Source organism: Haloarcula sp. Atlit-47R, assembly GCF_003665985.1.
Lineage (GTDB): Archaea > Halobacteriota > Halobacteria > Halobacteriales > Haloarculaceae > Haloarcula > Haloarcula taiwanensis.
Map to the genome: position 1 here is coordinate 956674 of NZ_QPLQ01000001.1, position 17207 is coordinate 973880.

At 55.0% G+C, this 17207-nt stretch carries 20 protein-coding genes; 12 read left to right on the forward strand and 8 right to left on the reverse strand.

Annotated elements, in window-relative coordinates; translation table 11 throughout:
• Positions 1-78: 78 nt before the first annotated feature.
• Positions 79-789: an SIMPL domain-containing protein gene (locus tag DVK00_RS05010; RefSeq protein WP_101351139.1), complete on the reverse strand. Its 711-nt coding sequence runs from the start codon at positions 787-789 to the stop codon at positions 79-81.
• A gap of 61 nt (positions 790-850) precedes the next feature.
• Positions 851-2131: a TIGR00341 family protein gene (locus tag DVK00_RS05015; protein WP_101351140.1), complete on the reverse strand. Its 1281-nt coding sequence runs from the start codon at positions 2129-2131 to the stop codon at positions 851-853.
• A gap of 146 nt (positions 2132-2277) precedes the next feature.
• Here DVK00_RS05015 and engB point away from each other — a divergent pair, with 146 nt between their 5' ends.
• Complete coding sequence (engB, locus tag DVK00_RS05020; RefSeq protein ID WP_121511800.1) at positions 2278-2895, forward strand: GTP-binding protein EngB; 618 nt, start codon at positions 2278-2280, stop codon at positions 2893-2895.
• Positions 2896-3070: 175 nt separating this feature from the next.
• Here the strand turns inward: engB and DVK00_RS05025 are convergent, their stop codons facing one another.
• Positions 3071-4093 carry a site-specific integrase gene (locus DVK00_RS05025; protein WP_121577354.1) on the reverse strand — a complete coding sequence of 341 codons (1023 nt, stop codon included), beginning with the start codon at positions 4091-4093 and terminating at the stop codon, positions 3071-3073.
• A 455-nt stretch (positions 4094-4548) separates the two neighbouring features.
• Here DVK00_RS05025 and DVK00_RS05030 point away from each other — a divergent pair, with 455 nt between their 5' ends.
• Positions 4549-4815 carry a PhiH1 repressor gene (locus DVK00_RS05030; RefSeq protein ID WP_199719743.1) on the forward strand — a complete coding sequence of 89 codons (267 nt, stop codon included), beginning with the start codon at positions 4549-4551 and terminating at the stop codon, positions 4813-4815.
• A 7-nt stretch (positions 4816-4822) separates the two neighbouring features.
• On the opposite strand, the gene DVK00_RS05035 is transcribed toward DVK00_RS05030, so the two are convergent.
• Positions 4823-5059, reverse strand: coding sequence for a hypothetical protein (locus DVK00_RS05035; protein ID WP_121577356.1), 237 nt, complete (start codon positions 5057-5059; stop codon positions 4823-4825).
• Between the two features lie 112 nt (positions 5060-5171).
• Between DVK00_RS05035 and DVK00_RS05040 the strand changes: the two genes are divergently transcribed.
• The gene (locus DVK00_RS05040; protein ID WP_121577357.1) at positions 5172-6881 is read left to right on the forward strand and encodes an ATP-dependent endonuclease; all 1710 of its coding nucleotides are present in this window, start codon (positions 5172-5174) and stop codon (positions 6879-6881) included.
• A 22-nt stretch (positions 6882-6903) separates the two neighbouring features.
• Here the strand turns inward: DVK00_RS05040 and DVK00_RS05045 are convergent, their stop codons facing one another.
• A complete protein-coding gene (locus DVK00_RS05045; protein ID WP_121577358.1) occupies positions 6904-7965 on the reverse strand; it encodes a Cdc6/Cdc18 family protein in 1062 nt (353 codons plus the stop codon).
• Between the two features lie 387 nt (positions 7966-8352).
• Between DVK00_RS05045 and DVK00_RS05050 the strand changes: the two genes are divergently transcribed.
• Positions 8353-8829, forward strand: coding sequence for a hypothetical protein (locus DVK00_RS05050; RefSeq protein ID WP_147435870.1), 477 nt, complete (start codon positions 8353-8355; stop codon positions 8827-8829).
• On the opposite strand, the gene DVK00_RS21155 is transcribed toward DVK00_RS05050, so the two are convergent.
• Positions 8826-9503, reverse strand: a complete 678-nt coding sequence (locus DVK00_RS21155; RefSeq protein ID WP_147435871.1) for a hypothetical protein — start codon at positions 9501-9503, stop codon at positions 8826-8828. The genes DVK00_RS05050 and DVK00_RS21155 overlap by 4 nt on opposite strands.
• Before the next feature lie 389 nt (positions 9504-9892).
• On the opposite strand from DVK00_RS21155, the gene DVK00_RS05060 reads away from it, so the two are divergent.
• On the forward strand, positions 9893-10663 hold the full coding sequence (locus tag DVK00_RS05060; RefSeq protein ID WP_147435872.1) for a hypothetical protein: 771 nt from the start codon (positions 9893-9895) through the stop codon (positions 10661-10663).
• 171 nt (positions 10664-10834) lie between these two features.
• Here DVK00_RS05060 and DVK00_RS05065 read toward each other — a convergent pair whose 3' ends face one another.
• Both DVK00_RS05065 and DVK00_RS05070 read right to left on the reverse strand, forming a co-directional pair.
• Positions 10835-11092: a hypothetical protein gene (locus DVK00_RS05065; RefSeq protein WP_121577362.1), complete on the reverse strand. Its 258-nt coding sequence runs from the start codon at positions 11090-11092 to the stop codon at positions 10835-10837.
• Between the two features lie 223 nt (positions 11093-11315).
• Positions 11316-11498, reverse strand: coding sequence for a hypothetical protein (locus tag DVK00_RS05070; RefSeq protein WP_005537171.1), 183 nt, complete (start codon positions 11496-11498; stop codon positions 11316-11318).
• 122 nt (positions 11499-11620) lie between these two features.
• On the opposite strand from DVK00_RS05070, the gene DVK00_RS05075 reads away from it, so the two are divergent.
• From DVK00_RS05075 to DVK00_RS22445, 7 genes are all read left to right on the forward strand, one after another.
• Positions 11621-12052 carry a hypothetical protein gene (locus tag DVK00_RS05075; protein WP_121577363.1) on the forward strand — a complete coding sequence of 144 codons (432 nt, stop codon included), beginning with the start codon at positions 11621-11623 and terminating at the stop codon, positions 12050-12052.
• Between the two features lie 5 nt (positions 12053-12057).
• A complete protein-coding gene (locus DVK00_RS05080) occupies positions 12058-12288 on the forward strand; it encodes a hypothetical protein (protein WP_121577364.1) in 231 nt (76 codons plus the stop codon).
• On the forward strand, positions 12285-14108 hold the full coding sequence (locus DVK00_RS05085) for a hypothetical protein (RefSeq protein WP_121577365.1): 1824 nt from the start codon (positions 12285-12287) through the stop codon (positions 14106-14108). Before DVK00_RS05080 ends, DVK00_RS05085 begins: the two co-directional genes overlap by 4 nt.
• 6 nt (positions 14109-14114) lie before the next feature.
• The gene (locus tag DVK00_RS05090) at positions 14115-14666 is read left to right on the forward strand and encodes a hypothetical protein (RefSeq protein ID WP_121577366.1); all 552 of its coding nucleotides are present in this window, start codon (positions 14115-14117) and stop codon (positions 14664-14666) included.
• A complete protein-coding gene (locus tag DVK00_RS05095; protein WP_121577367.1) occupies positions 14663-15457 on the forward strand; it encodes a hypothetical protein in 795 nt (264 codons plus the stop codon). Before DVK00_RS05090 ends, DVK00_RS05095 begins: the two co-directional genes overlap by 4 nt.
• A complete protein-coding gene (locus tag DVK00_RS05100; RefSeq protein WP_121577368.1) occupies positions 15450-16622 on the forward strand; it encodes a hypothetical protein in 1173 nt (390 codons plus the stop codon). The genes DVK00_RS05095 and DVK00_RS05100 overlap by 8 nt, the downstream gene beginning before the upstream one ends.
• 160 nt (positions 16623-16782) lie before the next feature.
• Complete coding sequence (locus tag DVK00_RS22445; RefSeq protein ID WP_121577369.1) at positions 16783-17178, forward strand: hypothetical protein; 396 nt, start codon at positions 16783-16785, stop codon at positions 17176-17178.
• Positions 17179-17207: the final 29 nt, after the last annotated feature.

The following is a 17207-nucleotide window of genomic DNA, read 5'->3' on the forward strand; positions in this document are numbered from 1 at the left end:
GACCCGCGAGGATTGCGGTCCCCAACGAGAGGGGTCTCGAAAGCACCGAATGGGGAGCGGAGTCGCGAGAAAGACGTCTTAGTTTAGCTCGTAGGTGACACTGACAGAGGCGTCGACAGTGACATCGCCGGGCTGGATGCTCGTCCGCCCGCCGGCGTCGGCGGCCATCGCTTCCGCGTACACAACGGGCCGGCCGTGGTTGCTGGTCTGAATCGTGACCGCGTCACCGACAGATCGATCCTCCGCAGCGGCGACGACTTCGGCGTCCGTCCGGGCGTTATCCATGGCGGTCGTCAGGGCCTCTTCGCGAGCATCCTGTCTCGTCTCCTCGCTCAGTGAGTAGCGGACACCCTCGACGCGGTCCGCGCCGGCGTCGACTGCGGCATCAATGAGCGTCCCGGCAGTCGAAACGTTGCTCGTTTCCGCTTCGACAGTGTGAATCGCCACGTAACCGACCTGTTCGCGTCCTTCTCGACGCTGCTCGTATTCGGGGCGGATCTGGAACCGCGAGGAAGTCACGTCTGCGCCCTCACCTTCAAGAGCCGACACGATAGCGTCAGCATCGCCGCTGAGGTTGTTTCGCGCCGCTTCGGCGGTCTCACCGCGACCCACTGCGGCGACGGTGACAGTTGCACGGTCGGGCGTGCGTTCGACGGTCGCGTCGGCGCTGACGCTCACGGTCGAATTCGTCGACGGCGCGACGGTCCCGGTGTCCGCGAGTGCGAACCCGACGCCGCCGGTAATGAGCAGTGCCAGCACGCCAGCGATTGCGAGTGGTCGTGATACCATACCGTCTCCGACACACCCAGCGGTATTTATATCGTCGAACGCTCAAAGTCGGTTTTGAGCGTCAGCTGTTCCGTTCGACAGTGACGTAGTGAACTTCCGTCGCAACGTCTCGACCGGCCGCGTTGTCAGCCACAGTATCGAGCTGGTCGGCAAGCAGTGGCTGCTCCGCGTCCGGCGGCAGACCGACAGTGACGACGACGCGGCGCGGCTGTTGGAATATCGCGGTGTTCGTCGACTTGACTTCGACCGACAGGACACTCGCCGGCGGGTCGACGCTTGCTTCAATGCCCTCGCGGATGTCCGACTCCGTCGTCGCTCGCTGGTAGGAGTCCAGCGTCACACCGCCCAGAAACGCTGACAGGACGAGTATTGAGACGACGAGGACGCCGATTCGTTTGACAGTCGCCGACCGCGCGTTGCTCTCCTGAAACCAGTGTTCGGGGCGGTACCCCTGATACCAGAGTCCGACGAGCACCGCGAGGTTGATAGAGAGGACGTTTACCAGCAGCAATACGGCAGATCCGAGACTGACGAGCGGCTGGCCCCACGCGATGCCGATGCCGATCGTGGCCGCCGGTGGAATGAGTGCGACGGCGATCATGACGCCCACCAGTGCCGTCGAGACGCCGCTGGTGAGACTGACGACGCCGGCCGCGCCAGCGCCGAGTGCGACGATCAGCGAGAGGAAGTCGGGGGCGACCCGCTCGCGTATCTGCCCGACAGAGGTCACGTCAGCGAGCGGCGGGATGACGTTGGCATGCCGGACGAGCAGGGCGAAGACAGTCGCGCTTGCCACGGCGAGTCCGAGCCCGATGGCCTGAAGTTTGACCCCCTGTGCGAACATCTCGTGGTCGTCGACGACGGTGCCGACGTTGGCGGTCATCGCCGGGCCGATGAGCGGTGCGATGACCATCGAACCCACGACGACGGCCGGAGAGTCGAGCAGCAACCCCGCGGTCGCAATAATCGCGCTGATGACCGTCATCAGCGCGTAGTTCGACATCGAGGGCGCGAGGTCGTTTGCTTTCGAGGTGAGCTCCTCCCGCGCGATGCGGTCCTCGTCTTCTTCCTCGGCGTACTTCTCCTCTAGCTCGTCGAACTGGCTGGAGATGACGGTGTTCGCATCCACGACGACTGTGTAGCCGTCGTCGTTGATACCAACGTCCCGCAACTCTTCGAGAACTGGTTCGAGTGCGTTGGTTGGGACTGGAAAGGTGACGACAGCGGTGAACTCCCGCCCACTCGTCTCTTCGGTGAGCACGTAATCGATGCCCTCCTCGGCCAACACGCCCAGAACGGCGTCGCGCTTCCCTGTGGGAATCAGTATCTGTACCAGCCGCACGGCTCCGGGTGGGACCCCTGACACCAAAAAGCCAGCTAGTCAGCCGGTCCAGGTTCAGCAACGGATGAAGGGACGATTGTGAATTCCGGAACCGTCGGTCCGCCCAAAACGAACGCGTTTTTCCCCGCTGACGGAGTACACGAGGTATGTTCGAGTCACGACCGGACCGGGACACCGAGGTGATACTCGTCGGCCGGTCAAACGTCGGGAAATCGACGTTGATGCGCGAAATAACGGGCCACACGTTCGATACGGGCCAGCGACCCGGCGTCACCCGTTCACCCAACCACTTCGACTGGGCCAGCGCCGATTTCGTTGTCAGCGATCTTCCCGGTTTCGGGTACATGAAAGGCGTTCCAGAAGACGTCCGCGAAGAAATCAAGACCGACGTGGTCCAGTACGTCGAGCGACATGCCGAACAGATTCTCGTCGGTATCCTCGTCGTCGACGGCAAATCGGTCATCGACATCATCGACCGCCATTCCGGCCCCGACGAAATCCCACACGACGTGGAGATGTTTCACTTCCTCCGAGAGATTGGCGTCGAACCGGTCGTCGCAGTCAACAAAATGGACAAGGTTGACGACAAGGATGAGCGCCTGAACGAGCTCTGTGACCGACTCGGACTCCATCCACCATGGCAACAGTGGCAGGAGACTATCGCACCGATAACTGCGAAGCGCGGCGCCATCGAGCCCCTGAACGAGGCTGTCCGGCACCACCTTCACGACGCCCAGCGTGACGAGCTGTTCCAGTTCTTCTGAACAGCGTTGTTCGGGTTCAGGTCACTAGCAATCAGTGCTTAATTTGCACTCTCGTCGGAGTTGTGCTGGCAAATATAGTATGTGGATTACCGAACGCGCGGAGCGCGTATGGACTCGCCGGGTAGTAGTCTGAAATTTACACGACAACGGGGGGTTGTGTTTGGTAATGTTCATGTTAGATTCGCTCCAGTTGTTTCTTTCGAACCGCCATTTTCTCCTGATTCGTCCGCACGTCGTAGTGCTCGTAGAGTACTTCGAGCGATACGTCGCATCGCTCGCTGACGATCTCCGGAGACACGTCGCTGTTCAGGTGATACGTGATACTGCCACGGCGGAGTCCGTGGGGTGACCGGGAAGACGGGCACTTACTGTGGGCCGCACGCGAACCCAGTGCCTCGCAGGTCGACGGATCCGACGGATCAGCGTCGTGAGGGCACCCACCGAGAACGCACGGCTGAGTGAGCTTGTTCACCCACTTGTAGATGGTATCACCCGCGGGCCGACCGTGCTGCGAGGTGATGAGTGGCTTGCGGCCGTAGTCGTCGGTCCGCTCGTAGCGGTCAGGGTTGTCGAGATAATCGTCGACGACCTGGTAATCGCTTGGGCCGAGATAGACCCACCGCTCGCCGTCTTCACCGTTCTTGAGTTTCGTTCCCTCGTCGATTCGATGCTCAAGTACCAGCGCGTAGTCGTCGGGACGAAGGTCGTCAACGTCCAGTGACCGAAGAGCCGACCGGCGCATTGCCGTCTTCCACAGGATCAGGAAGACAACGTGGTCCCGGCTCGCGTAACGGTAGTCGTGAAGAAAGTCGAGTATCCGGTGTGCCCGGTCGGCGCTCAGGTGGACTTCACGGCTTTCAGCTCCGTCGGGCAGCTCGGGGGCATGGACCTTCTCGGCCAACCCATCGTCAACGCCCTCGATGTCGGCCCAGTATCGGAGTGCCTCCCGAATCGTCGAGAGTTGTTTCTGGAGGGTCAGCGCCGCGATGTCACCCCGTCGCCAGGCCACGAAGTCAGCCAGATCACGGCCGGTGAGGTTGTTCAGGTTCTCGATGTCTCGCTCCTCGCACCACTCGCGGAAGAACCGAAGTCGTGTCTTCGCGTTCCGCATCGTACTCTCGCGGACGGACGGTTCGCGGTGTCGGAGGAACCGCTCGATACCCTCCTCCGGCGAGAGATCCATCAGATCCTCGCTCATGCTCGCCCCCGCTTTCGCTTCCGGTAACAACCCAGACAGTGGGACTCACCGGGATAGCAGAAATTCTCACAGCCGTCCGTTTCGCATTTGTCCACGTCTTCGATGACGCGGTCGCTCACGCACCCGCACCTCCAGACGGGACGTACCGGTCTCCACAGGCTGGTCGAATGGCTATACCGCTGCTCGTTGGGCTACTTTCAATAGCCCGCTTGCTCTCGTACTTCATGGGTCGTCTAAGCCTCAAACGGGAAACGACCCACCCGGCGTGTTCCAGCACGCCGGACCTTTGCAGGTCCAGATGGGCAGGTCAAGCGCTGATTAAACCGCCTTATTGAAATAATTTACTGACGGTTGTTAATTGCTGGTTGACGGATGTAAGTAGCTTCAAGTTTTCTCGTCGTCAAATACCGGTCATCGGTGATTCTATGAGTCCTGCAACGCGAGATTCCGATACCATGCGAAAACAGGCGGACTGGATGGTTCCCTCTGATGATCGAATCCTCGAACTCATCCGAGAGTATGGGAACCTCACGCCGTCTGCTATCGAAGCTAAGGGCGGGCCAGTCCGACAACACGCCAGTAGCCGATGTAGTGAACTGGCCGAATACGGACTGCTCGAACAGGTCCATCGCGGACTCTATGGAATCACCGAAGAGGGCACTGCCTATCTCGACGAGGAACTCGACGCCAGCGAACTCGATCTCGTCGAAGACGCCGACTGACATTCTCTTAGACCCTCGCGAGTCGTGCCGTCACGTCACCAGCCCACTCTGGCAATTCGAGATCAGCTAACTTGCCGTCGCGCCAGCTCGTCACGATCTCCGTGTCGCCGTCGCGGGCCACGTCGACGCGCCACTTCCGGCCGTCTCCAGCGGTGATGTCGAACCGAGCACCGCCGTTCCCGAGTGCTTTGATGTGTTCAACGTTCACCTCCTCACCAGTGTAGACTTCGATTGTTCCTTCCATACACTGTGGGCCAAGGGGAAGAAACGGGTTAAAAAGGTGCTATACTTCCGGGAGAAGAGTTTTTCTTGTATATTCCAACAACCATATCAGAAAGACGAGGAGACCGTATATTATGAAACTCATTAATTGGTCTGTTCAGAATTACAAGAGTATACGCAGTGGCCAAGTTAGGATGAGTGATCTTAACATTGTAATCGGAGAAAACAACTCTGGCAAATCGAACCTTCTAGATGCTTTTATTGATTTTCAAGAGATGTGGAATAACCCTAATCGACAATATGAGTGGTTTGAGAGTCGGGTAACTGGAAAAAGAGGTGACTGTAACATTATATTTGAATACAAGTTTGAATTGGACAAGTCTGAGAGGGAGCGACTGGCTGACGACATGGGTCATGAGTATCAGGGTGTTATACAGACAACGGATGTACTGACTGAAATAGTGCTAACTTTGTCTATATCGGGTCAGCCAAGTGAACTGGCAGACATTAACAAATCTATAGAAATAAACTGGAAAGACGGATTCATAAATACAGGGGAGCTAAATAGAGTTTCGTCCGGGTCCGCACAGCGTACAATTCACTCAATTGCAGACGAGTGTATAGAGAGCTGGAAATTTGTAAGTCCATTCCGCGAACCCGACGATATAGGAAGTGCCTCATTCACTGGCCAGAATCTCAGTCGCGACGGAAAGAACCTGGTTCAGAAACTGAATTCTCTACGTATGTCTGAGAGAGAGGAAGTCTTTGATAGGATTTGTGAAAGTTATATTGATGTAATGGAAGGTGTAACCAGAGTAGATTTGAAGTACGATCAGAGTAGGAATAATAGCGACCAAATTACCGTCGTCGTGGAAGAACATGAATTTGAGAATTATTTCACATTCTCTGAGATATCGTCTGGCTCAAAAGAGATATTAGCTCTAATATCACAAATATACTTATCTTTTGAAAATACTGGTATACTCACGATTGAGGAGCCAGAATTGCATTTACATCCCGGAGCAGAACAGAAAATATACAACATAATTAGTAGACTTGCTGACTCGACTGATACTCAAGTTATTATATCTACGCACTCAGACGTATTTGTCAATCAGAGTGATGCAGATAGCATCATTCGAGCAGAACGAGAAGGGGAAACGACTTTGAGGAAAGTTGATACAGGAGAGATCGGATCTGAACTCACCGATCTTGGATATGAAAAGAGCGGGTTGCTCCAATCAAATGCCGTGGTTTTTGTTGAGGGTCTATCTGATAAATTAATTCTATCTGAATGGGCATCAACACTTGATTTTGATATTACTGCAGAAGGAGTCACCATCGTAGAATTAGAAGGAGAGGGGAATATCGGGACTCATGGCCGTTCGTTAGTGAAGTTGTTATATTCATTTGATATTCCGTATCTTTTCCTCATTGATTCCGATACCAGCAACCCAAGAGACCGTATTTTAGAATATAAAAAGAAGATTAATAGAGAGGATGACGATATTAGCGATGAGAAGGTTTGGTGGCATACTACTCCGGACCATTTCTATGCATGGGAAGATTCCGATATAGAGTATCTCCTGCTTCAAGCTCCTGACGCTATTGCTCGCACTTTGGGAGAAAGTAGTGAAAATATTAGAGAAAGTATTGAGCAAATTGAAGAAGAAAAGAACGCTGATATCCTCGCTGAGTTGTGGGAGGAATACTACACTGATCCAGATGGAATAACTTCGTACCAAAAAGATCTGCATGGCAAAATGATCGCAAAACAAATGGAGGAGTCAGAACTTGATGGAGAGATTATTAAGTTAGTGAGTGAGGTTCAGAGCTTAGCATGACTGTATCCACGTATTCCCAAATTTAAGCAAATCTCTCCAACATTGGCAGGGAGATTGTAGAGTTGATTTCGCTATCCTGAGGAGAATACCTCCGGTGCCGATTATTCCCTTCAACCTCAACCAAGTCGTATTCCACCAGTTTCGAGAGTTTTGTCCGTCGAGCCCTTTCAGAAATCGGAGTCTGCTCACGCCCACGGTACGCCTGATCAGCGACGGCATCGTACCGGTCGTGCAGTTCCCCTGCCTCCAGCCCATCGCCCATGCGAATCAGTTCGTAGAGCAGTTGATGATGGAACGGCAGTGACTCCAGATTCAGCTCACGGATATGCCGTCGCGCCCGCTCGAACGACTTGCTCACATCCTCGTCGGTGATTCGATCATGTTGCAGCTCCTCCGCCCGAAGTGCAGCCTGTCGGAGTGACTGTATCCCATTCCGTGCAACGCCAGCTACCTCATCAGCTATTGTCTCTAACTGCTCGCGGGTGACCGATTCCGACGGTAGCCCGAGGTTAGCCCGTGCTTCAAGAATGTCCGCCAGCTCGTCGACACTGTAGCGGTCCAGACCAAACTCCGCGAACGACAGCCGCCGCCGGAGTCTTCCATCGAGCCTGGATAACCACTCATCTGGGTCGTGGCAGATAACGACGACAGATAGGTTCTCGACATCTACCAGCCGGTCCAGTGCATCAGTCGATGGGAGACCGTCAGCCTCGTCGAGGACAACGATCACCGGACTGGTGACGCGCTCTTGGAGCTGGATACAAAGGTCCTCGCGAGGGACGTTCACCGACGGGTCACTACCGGGGAGATCGTGAAGGACAGAGCGGACAACGCCAGCAGTCGTTTTCCCGAGACAACGAACGTGGGCCGTCTGAACGTCGGCGTGTCCAGTGAGCTTCCGTAGGGAGTGTCTAGTCAGCGCGGTCTTCCCTACGCCTGGTGGGCCGTGAATCAGTACGTCGTGGGCTTGATTGCCACCAAGTGCCGGTTCCCATGCACGGGATAGGTGGTCAACGGCGGCTTCTCGATGGAGGAGACGACGCGGGAGGTGCTCGTCATCGAAGACAGCAGGGTCGGCGATCATCTTGGGTGAGGGTGAGAACAGACAGGGATATAAACTGGTGCGACACTTCCGAGAGAATTACCGGACTATACTTTCACATTCACTTTGCCCTTTCCTTGGCATTTTAGTCATAGACTACAAACTGTACATACAGAAAGCTGTTCACAGGACATCGAACACGATGGAATTTATAAGAGGAGCACAGACTGGGCTATGCTATTGATTCCCTCGGCACTACAGAGCCTCTTAACGAAACTTGCCGTTGGACGGTTAGCAAAGGCTCTAAAATCTCTTTTTGGCTACCGTTCCTACCTTCGCCGTCTGCGTCACTATCTTACTGACACAAAGATCCAGGTTGAACTTTCTCGGATTGACCGCTATGGTCAAGAACCAAACAAAAATCTGGATATGGATCTCTTCCGGGAGTTGGCAGACTACTCGGACGCTGCATCATTTGATGCTATCGACAATCGGCAAAATATTCTGAGAGTCAACGGAGAGAAACTCCCGACTTCCCTTGAGATTCGGATAGAGCCACAGACAACATTTGAACAGGGGTTGGAATCAAGTGAGCGGTACGAAGTCTCCGTTTCTACTTACACAGATATGACTTTTGGATACCGGTCTAACGATCCGCTTGATGAGTTTAGAACGCTTTCAGAAGACATCTTGCGCGTAATTCAGAGGGAGCAGTTTGATAATGCCCAGCCAGAGTCTACCTTCCTCACTGGTGCGATCAAGGGTGATATTCCAACCGAAGAAGATCAGATTGAAGATGAGGATATCCAAATGAGAGCAAAGGTCCGAGGCGATGAAATTGAGATGACATTCCGGGACCCTCGAAACCTTACGAGAGGGATTCAAAAGTACGTTCAGCCGCTCTAATACATGAACTCATAAAGCATCTGGTCAATGAAAGCCAGATATTTTTCGCGCTCGTAATTCCCCGGTCCGACGACCTGTACAAGACCGTCTTCGGTAATTCGAACCTTTACCTCAGTACCATCAAATTCGATGTTCGGTCCGATCTGATTTTTGTCTGAACTCAAAAATGCCTCGCCCATGTCGATGTCTCTCTCGATTTCATCTCCATAGAGCGTCCCAGATCGAACACGATCTTCTCTGTCTTGGAAACCACCCATCCACTGACCAGGATGCCTCTCTACAATATCGGATAGTCGGAAGCGGGCACGATTTATTTGGACACCAGTCGCCTCTGTAAGAGCACTAAACGGAAAACCATTATCTGATGTACTCTCTGCAACTATGAATCTGCCAGGCACAAGCCAAAAATCGGTCCAGTCCCAACCTGGATCTCTATTTTCTACGATATTGATTTGATTGTCGTCCCGGATCTCAACAGTTTTTTTCTCTGAAACCCCCTCTGAAGCTATTTTTCCCCGTATTGCGACAGTTTGATCGGCAACATCTCGAACTTCGCCTTCGATATTGATATACGAATCAAAGGCTCGATCTCCAACTTTTCTCGTGATATGGCCTTCTGAGATATCTCGCAAATCACCGTGAAGAACGCCCACGACTCCCGAGGTGAACGACATTAACTACCAACAGATATTGCAGTGGGTTAGGCTTTTTGAAGATATCAGTTGTCGCTATTTCCCATGTGAGTCACCAGTCAACATAACGTATCAGTATTTGATTCAGTTTGCTTCTCATACTACCTCTTGCTTCGTCTCGTGTTGGATGCTCCGAGATTCCTTACCCAACCTGATCAACGGAATACTCTGATAGAACCGTCGGAGTATTTCAGAAAATTCCTCGAAGAGTTGACTCATACAACCAGGGTACGATCTGTGATCAATAAAATCCTCTCTGATGGGATATAAACAGGAGTGTCGGGCTATATTGAAAACATCAGTTGCTTATGATTTATCGAGGTTGAGTTGAATTGAGAGCGTAAGTCGGTCATCGATGGCTCTCTCAAACCGTGCGAGATGAGGTAGATTCAAAAGAGGTAGGTACGGGGATGCTCTCTCCGAATCCAATGGTTGTAGCCGATATCTTGATCTCGTGGATTGCAGAATGGGCCACCGAGATCAATGCAATTGTATCCATATTCCTAACGGGGGCTATTCTATGGGTGTATCTTCAACAGCGAGATATCATGGATAAACAGACTGAAATCCAAGCAGATCAATCCGGTCTCCTCTCAGAACAGACTCAGATTCAATCAAATCAGACTGACATAATGCAGTCCCAAACGGAACTGATGCAGTCAGAACATGAAGCGAGGGAGAAGCCACTCATTGAGGTATTGGACTTGGAGGCACATCCTCAGAACAAAATAACATTTTCTGGATCAAATTTTGGCAATGGCGTAGCATCAAACCTCCGAGTTCGTTCTGAACTCAAGGTATCTGATGACGAAATTGAAACGTTTTTCGATAGTGCGCCTGTCAAGTACACGGATTCTCGAGAGCCGTATAATTCGAGTCTATATCCCGGTGAGAAAAATCAAGAACTTGTCTCTCATGTGGTATGTGGCCTTGATAATCAAAGGTCACCAGGGAGGCACTCACAAGGGCTAAATGCTGCTATCGTAGAAATTTGTCAAGTTTTAGCTCAAGATGAGGTGGAGGTTAGGTTAGTAGTTGAGGTAGTTTATGAAGATATTCTCGGTAACACGTACTCCGAAGACCTAGTAGATACTGGGCAAACATTCGTCTCAAGCGGTATGGGAGTTCAAGACATAATCTGACTCGGCCTCATTGAAACTCTCATATAATGACGAGTCTGGTAAGCGTACTGAGCACAGATCGTATCTGTTCTGATTCCATATATGTCTAAGTATATCCCATTATTTTGTTTACATACTATATACATCAAATTGTTTCTATCGAATCTACAGTTTCAATAGAATTGAAATTCACTATCGCCACTTACTCTCTACACGCGTCCGATACCGCAACCCAAGAACGCTAGTGTTGAACTGCTGAATCGTCTTGGGGTCCAACTCTTCACGCGCATTCTTGAGATTCTCCTCACTCTCGACCAAGTGCGTCAGTGCCGCATCTAACACGTCCGACATCGGCGGGTCATCATGCTGATCGCTCGCGACAATCGCACTCCCCTTATCCAGTAGTCGCTGCCGTTCGTCAGTGATCTTTAGACTGGTGCGTCGAGTCATTGTTTAAACGAGTGTATGTACCGGGGGTTGATTCGCGTCGTTCTGGAGTGAGCGACAGGGTGGTTGTTCATAAACTGGGGTCGGGCCGTCGGCGTGATCTGGGCGACCCCCCAACCCGACCGGCCCGATTCTATGCACCGTAGCCCACGGCCCACAGCCCACAGGTGCATACATCGAGGATTAGCGTTACATCTGAGTCGAACCCCGTGGGGTCGGGCTCGGATCATGGGCTGACCAACTCTAATCGGTAGTCGCCCTCGTCGTCCTGGTCAAGACTCTCGACCTTCGCCCAGTGGTTACCCACCAGCTCGCCATCCTCGTCGACGACACCGCGCTCACGAAGATCGTCTATCGGTATCGAGACGGTCACACAGCCGCCTGCCGGAGAGAGTTTTCGCATCTCCATGCCACCGGCGGTGCAGTCCCGATACTAAAATTTACTGAGTCCCGGGAATACCGCGATTCGGTGCTTTCTAGCCAGCAGACTGCACGGCCGGAATACGGTCGTACTCACGGCCGGTGCAACCCATGTTCGGAAAGATAGACATCGAAGACGCTCTGGCCGGTGTGATTTTCACCGCCAGCGCGTTCGTCACCAACGGTATCGCTTCGATCAGTCTGCTCGGCTACGACCTCTCGGCAGCTGTCTTCTCTGTCCAGGGAACGAGCATCGACCTCGCGTTTCTGTTATCGCTCGCCGCCCTGGCGATGGCATACGCCACCAACCGCGTCAACGAGAGCCGCAACAAGAACTACCAGCTCGACACCGACCTCGTGGATATCGCCAAGGGCTCGGCTACTGTCGAAACCTACCTCGCGCTCGGGACTCTCGTCATCGTCCTATTCACCGGTCTGAACATCCTCGGCGCGCAGGACATCGTGATCGGCTCGGCCGCTATCGGTCTCGTCGTCGTCGCCGTCGAGGCCGCCGGCTACTACGTCATCAGCTACCTGGGGTGAATCCGATGGACCGCATACTCAGCTATGGGCTTATGAGCGTCATCGGCGTCTCTGCCTCCACAATCTCCGCGGCCGAAATCGGTTCCCCGCTCCCCGTCGTGAGTCCCACCGTCGTCGCCGGCGGCGTGATCGCCGCGCACCACGCACGGGAGAAGGAGACCGCCGCCGGCGCTGACGACCAGGAGGTTCGCGCCAGCGTCGAGCAGGTCGAAACCGACGGGGGACACGAGCAATGACCCGCGCTCGTTCGGTCCTGCTCGCCGCGCTCATCGTCTGTTCCGCCGTCATCGGGGCCGCCGGTCCTGCGCTGGCACAGTCGACAGAGACGGCAACAGACTCCGGGCCAGTAACGAAAACCTTCGAGACAGGCCCCCACAAGGTCAAGATTGACCTCTTCGATGTATCGTCAGAAACAACCATCACGGTGATTACCGACGAATCGCCCGCTGGCAACAACACGGCGATTCTCAAAAAGACCGTCAGCGGCTCGCAGAACAGTGCACACTTCCGGAACGCAGGTGCGTATGAATCCTTCACGGTGAAGGTTGAGGGTGCTGATGGACCAGTGTCATTCAGCAAGGGCGGACCAACCGCCGCGTGGACTCCGGGAGATTCTGGCAAATTCCTTGGAGACACAGGTGGAGATCCCGGGTTCACCTATGATCTGAGCGAACAAATCGGGGAGTCCGTCATGCCCCAGGTTGTGCAACTGGACCGGACTGGGCTACCGGACTCGACAACCATCAACACGACTGGTACAGACGCTCAGCAGACGAAATTAGACATCTACCAGTCAGCGCAGAACAACCAAGCGCAAGCGGACAACCAGCTGACCACTCTGGAAAACTACTTGTCCGATACAAAGACTCAGGCTCGAATTATCGGCAAGAACGCGTATATCCTCGCCCTGAACAACGGGAGTAGCAAAGCGGCGGCCAAAACTCAAGCCAAATCAGCAGTCTCAGACTACTACGCGGTGAAGCAGAGGAATCTGGCTAACACATGGACCATACAGGTTGAACACTTCCAGTACCTCCGCAGTGTTGCCCGGAGCGAATCTGGTATCTCACAGACCTCAGGTAACCCACCGAGTATGCCGTCCGACTTCATCTATAACAATGTCTCGCGGCTTGACTCGAACGATTATGTGGGTGTTAGTTCAATCGGAACACAATCGGTTTCCACGGTCAATGGAACTTCAATCACCGTTACAGCCGTTGAATACCGCGCCCAGGATGCGGATAACATGGACGGTGATCCGGAGTGGGCAACTCCGGCGCAATCCCCGAAATCGGTACGGCAAACCTATGGCGGCCATCTGGACGGATTCATGGTTTCAGACCCCGGAAACCAGGGCGGCCCGACTAAGCTAATGGATTTCGAGCGGTATCACAGCGCATGGTCTGAAATCCAAAACCAGAACACGCAGGTCCAGAACGACATGGACACGCTCGCAGAAAACACCTACAGCGCCTATCAGAGCGGCGAAATCAACAGTAGCGACCTCGTAGACCCCTACGTGCTGGCTAACCAGCAGTCCGCGGGTGAGGATTTCCAGGGCTGGACTGCCGCACAGCTCACTCTACTCGGAACGAACTCCCCGGAAAACTTCGACCAGATTGGGAGCTTCAACATCACCACCGAATCCGGTACGCAGTACGAAGGCGTGCTGTTCAGCCAGGAGAATCCTGCCAGCGGGCAGTTCGAGAACGGCACGACCTATGACACGGCAAACATCGGCGGCACGCAGTACGTCGTCACCAGTGACCGTATCGTAGAGTTAGACGGGACGTTCACCATCGACAGAATCACCACCACAAGCGGTGAGACAACTGAGAATGTCACCATCCAGAAAACCACCTACAAGACTACGAACGTCACCGAACTGAAACAGCAGTACGAGGATCTGGCATACCGCCGGGCACAAATCGAAGCCCGCGAGAAAGCCCTGCAGCAGTCTGCCGGCGGTGGCTTGCTCGGTGGCGGCAGCGTTCCACCCGTCGTAGCGCTGGCTGTAATCGGCACGCTGCTCGCTGTCGCCGTTCTTCAGGACTAACCACCCATGCGTTCCATTTTCTTCGTCGCGCTGCTCGTGGTCAGCCTCGGCTGCGTCAGCGCCCCGACCGCCGCACAGTCCGCGGGCACCCTCCCCGCCGAAACGCCCGGCCCACAGCCCACAGCTAACGCCACCGAAACCACCCGTATCGACGGACAGACTGAGATCGTCCGCTCGGAATTCCTGCCGGACGAGGATATCGCTCGCATCACCCTCCGGTCGAGCGCGGTCCAGACCGTGACGATCTCCGACGCCGGCCGCTTCCAGGAAGGCGGGAAGATTCCCGTCCGCACCGTCGCCATGCGCTCGGACGACACCGCCACTGTCGAAATTCCCGTCACCGAAAAGGACGGCTACGTCGGTGTGGCGATTTCCACGGCAAACACACCCCTGTACGCCGAAATCGTCCAACAGCCCTCCGGTGGCGGACTCGACATCCTCCGCGCACTCTCATCGTTGCAGGCGTGGCTCGCCGGGGCAACTGTCGCGTTCATCTGGATGATCGTTGCCGGCTACAACGTCATCCGCGGCGAAAACGGCCGACCGGAGGTAGCATGAAACCTGCACCGACCTTCCAGAACAACCGCGACCGCCTCGTCTACCTGCTGGCCGAGTACAAGCTACTCATCGGTGGGATGCTCGTCGGTGCGGCCGTCCTGTTCGCCTACTACCAGCCGCAGCTGCCGACCTTGCCGACGTGGATTCCCGCCGTCGCCGTCGGCTGGCTTGTACTGGCGATTCCCTGCTATCTCGTCGGGGCGAAGATCGCCCGCTGGCTTCGCAGGCGTAACTGGGTCGAAGTCCATCACGTCAACGCTGTCGAGGACACCACCGAGAAGTACTACGTCCCGCCCGAACTCTGGCGCGAGAAAGAGATCGACGGACCCGACCCCTATCCTGTTAACGGTGGCAGCGCGTGGGCAGTCCGGGAGTATGAGTACCTGGAAGACATCGGCCAGCTCCGTGTCGAGGGCGTCTGGCTCGAAGGTTGTCAGGACACGCAGCTGATGACCAGCAAGAAGCAGATGCAGGACATCCACGGCTGGCTCATCGACCGCGCCGAAGAACTCGCCGCCATCCGTGGCCGGTGGAGTCGCGGCAGCGTCGAGCTGCAAAAGAAGCTCGTCACCGCCGACGCCGAAGCCAACGAGCGCGGCCAGATGATTCAGAAGACAGCAGCGAAAGAGACCTTCGGCGACCTCATCGAAGACGGCGAAGATCCCGAAGACGCACCCACCATCCACGACCTCACCGACGCCCCCGACCCCACGGCGGACGCCGCTGTGGGCTATGGGCAGGACGAACAGGCCAACGAGCAACCGCAGGACCCACGACTGAACGATGACTGACGACGGTAACGACCTCTACACGCCTGCACAGTTCCGCGAGTATCAGGACGGCTACGGACAGCGAGAATCAGACGTGCATCAGCACGCAGGTATCGTCCGCGACCAGGAGCTATCCCGCTACCTGTCGATCCTCGAAACCCACTACGACCCGCAGGAGTGTGACCGCCCGGAAAAGATGCCCGGACAGGCTAAAGACCTCTCTCACGTTCGGGATATCGTTCGCATCGAAGGGACCGAGACAGCACGGCAGGCCATGGCGAACGGCGATATGCAGTCACTCAAGCACTTCACCGGAGATGCCGGCCAGCGGGCTGATATCTCAGGAATCAAAGCCATCGACCAGCTCCGCGCACAGATGACTGGTCCCGCACCGATGTTCTACGAATGGGCAGAACCCGGTACAGGGAAGTCGAACTTCGCCTGTCTGCTCGGGCAACTCTGGAAGGAACAGCAACCCTCGGAAGCTCTGGTTGCATCGAACATCCGGACGCTCGAAGAAACGGATGAGTGGACCGACTCGGACGGAGATCGTCGTGACGGCTGGCTGGCGAACTACGGCGAGCTGAACGAGTGGCTGAAACAGGACGGCGATCCAATGCACAACGAGCAGGTCCCGAAACTGTTCATCTTCGACGAGGCCAGCAGCAACGCGGGTGGGAGTGGGTCGGACGGCTACGAAACGAAGACCAAGCTCGGGCCGCTCACGTACAAGATCCGGAAGTACGGCGGGTCGCTCATCATCATCGGCCACGACGGCCGGGACGTCCACCCGCTCGTTCGAGAACTCGGTGTCTGTGTCCACAAAGAAGGGCTGAAAGAAGCGACCTTCTACGAAGACGTACGGAACCGGAAGGGCGTTAACCCAATCTTCTCCGTGTCGGGCATCCCCGAAACGGACTGGCGGTACGACGACAAGGAACCGACTACGTGGTCCTGGTCGAGCGGCGAGGACGACGGTGATGAGGTGGACCCGGAAGACCTCTCTCGGAAGCTTGCGATCTACACGGTCATCACGGCCAAGGAATCGGAACCGGACAGACCAAACCACGAAATTGCCGATTTCGTGCCGTACAGCGCCGAATGGGTCCGACAGCGCTGGAACGAGTACCAAGACGACGGCAAGTACCGGAACGTAGTTGGTGAGGTGACGGAGCTAACCGCATGACAGCGGCAGGAATCGAGCAACCCAACAACAACCAACCCCCCGGCGTAGCCCTGTTGTTGGCCCATGGCGTGCGCTCGCGGTGCGAGCACGCGCGAGCCGTGGGCAACGGCCGCCAACAGCCCGGAGGAGTATCTATATATGACGCACGCGAGGTGCGCGAATGAGTCGAAGCCACAAAGCCAATCACTACGGGACGCTCGTCGAGCGCAAAGCTGCCGAGCGATACAACCTGGAATTAGATCGATGCAGCTGGCACGACGCGAAGCGACCAGACGGGACGCCTGTTGAAATCAAATCAGCGATGCATCAGCACAGTAATGGACAACCCGGAACATTCAAACTCTATGACAGCTATCATGAAGAACTTCGTTCAGCAGATGGATGGTATGTTTTCGGCATCTACCGGATACGAGGAAGAGGTGTCGAGGTTCTGCAATGGGAAATGCGTCACTCTTCGAGAATTCCACCATTAAATTGGCACGGGGGAGGGAACCATCGTAATGCGCTACAATCTAAAATACAGGTTGGAGAGATTGCGAATTCTGTCAATTATTAATAAAAAGTATTTTGTTTAACACTGATTGA

Coding starts and splice junctions, on each gene's coding strand:
- DVK00_RS05010 (WP_101351139.1), bottom strand. CDS start 789: ATGGTATCACGACCACTCGCAATCGCTGGCGTGCTGGCACTGCTCATT.
- engB (WP_121511800.1), top strand. CDS start 2,278: ATGTTCGAGTCACGACCGGACCGGGACACCGAGGTGATACTCGTCGGC.
- DVK00_RS05025 (WP_121577354.1), bottom strand. CDS start 4,093: ATGAGCGAGGATCTGATGGATCTCTCGCCGGAGGAGGGTATCGAGCGG.
- DVK00_RS05030 (WP_199719743.1), top strand. CDS start 4,549: ATGCGAAAACAGGCGGACTGGATGGTTCCCTCTGATGATCGAATCCTC.
- DVK00_RS05035 (WP_121577356.1), bottom strand. CDS start 5,059: ATGGAAGGAACAATCGAAGTCTACACTGGTGAGGAGGTGAACGTTGAA.
- DVK00_RS05040 (WP_121577357.1), top strand. CDS start 5,172: ATGAAACTCATTAATTGGTCTGTTCAGAATTACAAGAGTATACGCAGT.
- DVK00_RS05045 (WP_121577358.1), bottom strand. CDS start 7,965: ATGATCGCCGACCCTGCTGTCTTCGATGACGAGCACCTCCCGCGTCGT.
- DVK00_RS05050 (WP_147435870.1), top strand. CDS start 8,353: ATGGATCTCTTCCGGGAGTTGGCAGACTACTCGGACGCTGCATCATTT.
- DVK00_RS21155 (WP_147435871.1), bottom strand. CDS start 9,503: ATGTCGTTCACCTCGGGAGTCGTGGGCGTTCTTCACGGTGATTTGCGA.
- DVK00_RS05065 (WP_121577362.1), bottom strand. CDS start 11,092: ATGACTCGACGCACCAGTCTAAAGATCACTGACGAACGGCAGCGACTA.
- DVK00_RS05070 (WP_005537171.1), bottom strand. CDS start 11,498: ATGGAGATGCGAAAACTCTCTCCGGCAGGCGGCTGTGTGACCGTCTCG.
- DVK00_RS05075 (WP_121577363.1), top strand. CDS start 11,621: ATGTTCGGAAAGATAGACATCGAAGACGCTCTGGCCGGTGTGATTTTC.
- DVK00_RS05080 (WP_121577364.1), top strand. CDS start 12,058: ATGGACCGCATACTCAGCTATGGGCTTATGAGCGTCATCGGCGTCTCT.
- DVK00_RS05085 (WP_121577365.1), top strand. CDS start 12,285: ATGACCCGCGCTCGTTCGGTCCTGCTCGCCGCGCTCATCGTCTGTTCC.
- DVK00_RS05090 (WP_121577366.1), top strand. CDS start 14,115: ATGCGTTCCATTTTCTTCGTCGCGCTGCTCGTGGTCAGCCTCGGCTGC.
- DVK00_RS05095 (WP_121577367.1), top strand. CDS start 14,663: ATGAAACCTGCACCGACCTTCCAGAACAACCGCGACCGCCTCGTCTAC.
- DVK00_RS05100 (WP_121577368.1), top strand. CDS start 15,450: ATGACTGACGACGGTAACGACCTCTACACGCCTGCACAGTTCCGCGAG.
- DVK00_RS22445 (WP_121577369.1), top strand. CDS start 16,783: ATGAGTCGAAGCCACAAAGCCAATCACTACGGGACGCTCGTCGAGCGC.